A 5,089-nucleotide genomic window follows, 5' to 3' on the forward strand; every position below is an offset into this window, starting at 1 on the left:
CCAGTATCACCATACCCAAACCTAAGGAGTTCGACATGAGCGATCATGAAATCGTCGATTCAAGCTTCACAGCAATCATCAACGCGCCGATCGAGAAGATCGATATTCCCAAATGGTGCTTCACGCTGTCCGAGCAGGAATATCAGGGATGCTCTCCAGCCCACATAGCGGCAGGCTTCACGACAGCACCGGACGGTAAGCGTATGTCGATCAATGTCGAGATCATCGGGGGCAGCCTGATGGTGCAGCACTATGTCGAGACGCTCGGCCAGAAGGACCACCTCATACTCGAGTCGGTCTCCGACGTCTTCACCCCCACGGGCCGGACCACGATCCACGTCCTTTGGGAACTGAGCGTCAAGCCCATCGACAGTGAGAAATGCGAGTTCACGAACCACGTTCGATCCAAGGCCACGGAGGAATTCACGACTTTCCTCGACCGGCAGGGCATCCCGTTCGATGTGTTCCGTGCGCAGCGCCAGCCGATGTCGATCGCCCATAACAAGGGCGAAACGCCGCTCTTTGCGGCAAGCATCGAGCGGGCCGCCCTGAGGACTTGACCACCGGCTGACGAACATTGATTGGAGGTGCAGCATATCGCAACTAAAATTACAGGAGCGCACGACTGCACTCCTGGTTGCCGATCCGTATAACGACTTCCTTTCCGAGGGTGGCAAGGTCTGGACGCGCATCCGGCCATTGTCGATGAGGTGGGTGTTCTTGATAATCTACGCCACGCCTTTCGCAAGAAATGATGCACGCCGCGTACGAGCTGAACGGCGCCACCTTCGCCCACGCAATCATGACGACAGACGAACTGACCGCAATCTTGCCCAAGGCATCTGATCCAAAGGAGACAAGGCAATGACCATATTCATCAACGCGCTTGCCGCAGTGGCGGCTGCCATGGTGTTCACCACGAGCGCATTTGCCCAGACCGCAGGCGCACCACAGACGACGGCATCGACGGTGGCCGCATCAGCTGCAAGCACACAGGCAGCTGAAGATACTTCGATCCGGCCATTCAGCGTCCATGTGCCGGAGGAGGTGCTCACCCAGCTGCGGCGCCGGATTCAAGAAACCCGTTGGCCCGACCGGGAGACGGTCTATGACCAGTCACAGGGCATACAGCTCGCGAAGCTCAAGCCACTCGTCGAGTATTGGGGCACCGGCTACGACTGGCGGAAGGCGGAAGCGAAGCTGAATTCCCTGCCTCAGTTCGTCACCAAAATCGACGGAATTGATATCCACTTCATTCACGTCCGCTCGAAGCATCCCAACGCGCTGCCCGTGATCATCACCCATGGCTGGCCGGGATCAGTGTTCGAGGAACTGAAGATCATCGATCCGCTCACCAACCCGACCGCCCACGGAGGCAATGCCGAGGATGCGTTCGACGTGGTCATTCCGTCGATGCCGGGCTACGGCTTTTCCGGCAAGCCAACCGGCATCGGCTGGGGCCCCGACCAAACCGCGCGGATCTGGGCTGAGCTGATGAAGCGCCTCGGCTACTCCCGCTATGTTGCCCAGGGCGGCGACTGGGGCTCTCCTGTCTCCAGCGCAATGGCGCGCCAAGCGCTGCCGGGATTGCTCGGCATCCACATCAACTTGCCGGCCGTCGTACCACCCGAGGTGGCTGCAGTTCTTGCAGCAGGGGGGCCCGCGCCGGCGGGATTGTCTGAGCAGGAACGCGCAACATTCGACGTGCTCAGTGCCGCGGCCAAAATGGGCAACAGGTCCTATGCGGTGATGATGGGGACGCGGCCGCAGACGATCGGCTACGCCATCACGGACTCCCCTGCCGGCCTTGCGGCATGGATGCTCGGGCATCCGGGCTTTGCGACGTGGACGTACAGCAGCGACGATCCTGAAAAGTCTCCCGACGAGGTGCTGGACGACGTGACGCTGTACTGGCTGACGAACAGCGCGACCTCGTCAGGGCGGCTGTACTGGGAGTACGGCGGTGGACGCAGCCCCGTCCTCGCGGCCGGGGAGATGACCTCCGAGATCTCGCTGCCAGTGGCCATCACCGTCTTTCCAGGAGAAAGCTATCGCGCTCCGGAGACATGGGCCCGTCGCGCCTATCGGAACCTGACCTACTTCCACGAGGTCGATAAGGGAGGTCATTTCGCAGCCTGGGAAGAGCCTGAGCTTTTCAGCGCAGAGCTTCGAGCCGCGTTCAAGCCGTTGCGTCAGTAGATTGGAGAAAAACACGGCGCGTGCTGCGCGCCGCCGCCATGTCATGCACGCAGTCAATTTGATCGGGCAAAGGACAAGACCGTGCTGGTAACCGGCGCCGCCTCCGCCGTCGGCATCTGCGCACTGGCCCCAGTGTCGCGCTGCAGTTAACTATGAGAATACTGAGTCATTGATTTCAACGAGTTAGCTTATTTGACCAGTCTACAGCAATCGCCCCCAATTCAGCTGTTCCGAGCTGGCCGCGCCAGACCCACAAGCGGTCATTCGCAGATTTTAAGGGATGGCAGCTACGCCCCTTGGCCGCCGATCGTCCGGAGCGCGCCGCTTCCCCAGGCTCTTCCATTTCGACAAGCCTAGTTGACGGGAAAGAGTGGATCGATCGTCATTGTCTACTCTCCGGCGCGTAATGGAGGATGACAACACCTGACTTGAGCGTCCTCGTCTCCAGATGCTTCAGGGGTATCCGGTTCGGGCCGCCCCTGAAGAGCGGCGTGCCTCTCCCGAGAATGACGGGGTTGATCCCGAGGTGATACTCGTCGATCAGGCCGTGCTCCATCAGGGTCGCCGTGAGGTCGGCGCTGCCGAACACGAAGATGTCTCCGCCGTCCCTGGTCTTCAGCTTGGAGACTTCTTCCGCGACATTGCCGTTGAAGAGCTTCGTGTTGTTCCAGTCGGCGCTTTTCAGCGTGCGCGAGAAGACCACCTTCTCGATCTTGTTCATGAAGTCCGCGATCCAGCCTTGCTCGGACGGCCAATAGGCTGCCATGAACTCGTAGGTCACGCGGCCGAAGATCAGCGTGTCGGCGTTTTCCTGGGTCTCACGAATGTAGTTCTCGAGTTCTTCTTCGAAGACGAACCAACTGATGTCCCTGTCCGAACCTTCGAAGAAGCCGTCGACGGTCACCATGTCCCATATGATCAGTTTTCTCATAGAACCCTCCTCTTCGTGTATCCCTTTGTGAATTCTCGGCCCTATCCCGCGAAACGGAAGCGCATGTTGGTGATCTGCCCCGCTTCCGAGACCTCGGTCTTCTCCAGCCTGACCGGCTCCATGCCCTTCTGCTGAAGAGGCGAATGCCGTCGCCGATGAGGACGGGCGCGACATGGATGAGGACCTCGTCCACAAGCCCTAATTCGAGCCGACGGGATGTCGCAGCATTTCAGCGGGATGCGACGAAGCGTTCCAGTTTGCCCAGAGTTTGCAGTCCCAGTTCCACGGCACCGAAGCCCTTCGCCTCCTGGAACTCGGCAGCCGTGCTGAATACCATGCCCAGCGTTACCTTTGTTGCCCCGTCCTGATCCTCGAACGAGGCCCAGGCGTCGGCATGTTTCGGCCCGTTCTCGCCCCAATGCAGCGTATAGCCGATCCTCTCCTCGGCCCGGACCTCGTTATAGAGATGGTGGTTCGGGAAGACCGTGCCGTCAGGCGCAATCATGTCGAAGACCCATTCGCCGCCCGTCCGCAGGTCTATCCTCTTCGTCCGACAGGAGAACCCGTCCGGTCCCCACCATTGCGGCAGCGTCTCAGGGTTCATCCACGCGCCCCAGACTATGGTTCGCGGCGCCTGTATCACTCGCTGCAGCACCATGGTCCGCTCAGCCGCGCCCGCGAGATTGTCCAGTCCCGCGCCGAAGCCCTGTCGGTAGCCCGCCTCCATATCCTCGGCCAGCGAGGAAAGTTGCACCGTCACGACCAGCCGGCTGCACTCGCCCGTGCCTGAGAAATCCGCCGTCACCAGCGCTACCGATTGCGTCACGCCCCCAGACGAGATCACCTCGTAGTTCACACTGCACACCGCTGACTGCAACTCCAGCCAGCCATTCTCGCAGCGGATGTCTGGCTGGCCCTCCATCTTGCAGAGCGAGACCTCGCGTCCACCCACCCTGGTGTCGGCCTCCAAAAATTCCACAGTGACCGAGGGCGTGGGCGCGGCCCAGACCGCCCGAGCGGCCGGGGCCGTCCAAGCCTGCCACAGCACCGACAACGGCGCGACCACGTCCCGCTCGAAGGTCAGCGTCGCAAAACGGTCCCTCCTATCATCAGGCGCCGTACGGGTCGTGCTGCTTGGATCCAGGTTCAGTGTCATTCTGCGCGTTCCTTCATCACGTTCATCACAAATGCGTCCAACCGATCGAGCCGAGCCTCCCAGATGGCCCGCTGTTCATCGAGCCATGTCCGCACCGGGTCCAGAGCCTCGGGTACGATGGCGCAGGTACGTATCCGCCCGTCTTTGGAGGTGGAGATCAACCCTGCCTCCTCCAGCACGGAAAGGTGCCGCATCACCGTAGGCAGACGCAGTCCCGTGGGGGCAGCCAAATCCGTCACCCGCGCGGGTTCTTCGGCGAGGCGCGTCAGGATCGACCGGCGGGTCGGGTCGGCCAGAGCGTGGAAGAGCAGCGATAGATCGGGATCATGCTTAGCCATGATGCTAACTATCACCCAATTGCCGGTGGCGCAAGCGAAAACTTCGTCAAGTCGCTAAGTTTTTTCCGCCCAAACGCGCCGAGTTCTTGGTGCAGGCGGCTTCCGTTGCTAAGTCCGCTGAGAAGTTGCTCGCAGCGATGCGAGCGCACGCCGATGCCTGCAATTGAAGACAAATTCCTGAAGCCGCCAGTCCACTTCCCACCAAACCTCGTCGTTTTCCGATGGCTCGATTATGCCGAATCGCCGCATAGCTCGGAACAGGTTTGCTCGCCGCAAAGCTCGGCCATGCGGCATAATCCGACTTACGGCATAATGAATTTTATGCCGATATCGGCATAAGACCTATTGGACCGGTAATCGCTTCGAGGCCGACATCAACGCTTCCAAGGCGCCCGACGAATTCAAGAAGGCGGCGATCTACGCCGCAAAGACCTACCTGCCGCCCATACGCCAGCGCATGGTGGT

5 protein-coding genes are annotated in these 5,089 nt (G+C 60.4%); 2 read left to right on the forward strand and 3 right to left on the reverse strand.

What is annotated here, in order from left to right:
- Positions 1-35 precede the first annotated feature (35 nt).
- Positions 36-560 carry a hypothetical protein gene (locus tag AAAC48_RS02045; RefSeq protein ID WP_340652576.1) on the forward strand — a complete coding sequence of 175 codons (525 nt, stop codon included), beginning with the start codon at positions 36-38 and terminating at the stop codon, positions 558-560.
- Between the two features lie 304 nt (positions 561-864).
- A complete protein-coding gene (locus tag AAAC48_RS02050) occupies positions 865-2,199 on the forward strand; it encodes an epoxide hydrolase family protein (protein ID WP_340652572.1) in 1,335 nt (444 codons plus the stop codon).
- A 382-nt stretch (positions 2,200-2,581) separates the two neighbouring features.
- Here the strand turns inward: AAAC48_RS02050 and AAAC48_RS02055 are convergent, their stop codons facing one another.
- The 3 genes from AAAC48_RS02055 to AAAC48_RS02065 all read right to left on the reverse strand — a co-directional run bounded on the left by AAAC48_RS02055 (position 2,582) and on the right by AAAC48_RS02065 (position 4,624).
- Positions 2,582-3,130 carry a dihydrofolate reductase family protein gene (locus AAAC48_RS02055; protein WP_340652573.1) on the reverse strand — a complete coding sequence of 183 codons (549 nt, stop codon included), beginning with the start codon at positions 3,128-3,130 and terminating at the stop codon, positions 2,582-2,584.
- A 229-nt stretch (positions 3,131-3,359) separates the two neighbouring features.
- Entirely contained in the window at positions 3,360-4,286 is a 927-nt protein-coding gene (locus AAAC48_RS02060; RefSeq protein ID WP_340652574.1) for an SRPBCC family protein, read from the reverse strand.
- Entirely contained in the window at positions 4,283-4,624 is a 342-nt protein-coding gene (locus AAAC48_RS02065) for a metalloregulator ArsR/SmtB family transcription factor (RefSeq protein WP_340652575.1), read from the reverse strand. The genes AAAC48_RS02060 and AAAC48_RS02065 overlap by 4 nt, the downstream gene beginning before the upstream one ends.
- Positions 4,625-5,089: the final 465 nt, after the last annotated feature.

Origin of the sequence: Phyllobacterium sp. (assembly GCF_037994405.1) — a bacterium.
Taxonomy (GTDB): domain Bacteria; phylum Pseudomonadota; class Alphaproteobacteria; order Rhizobiales; family Rhizobiaceae; genus Phyllobacterium.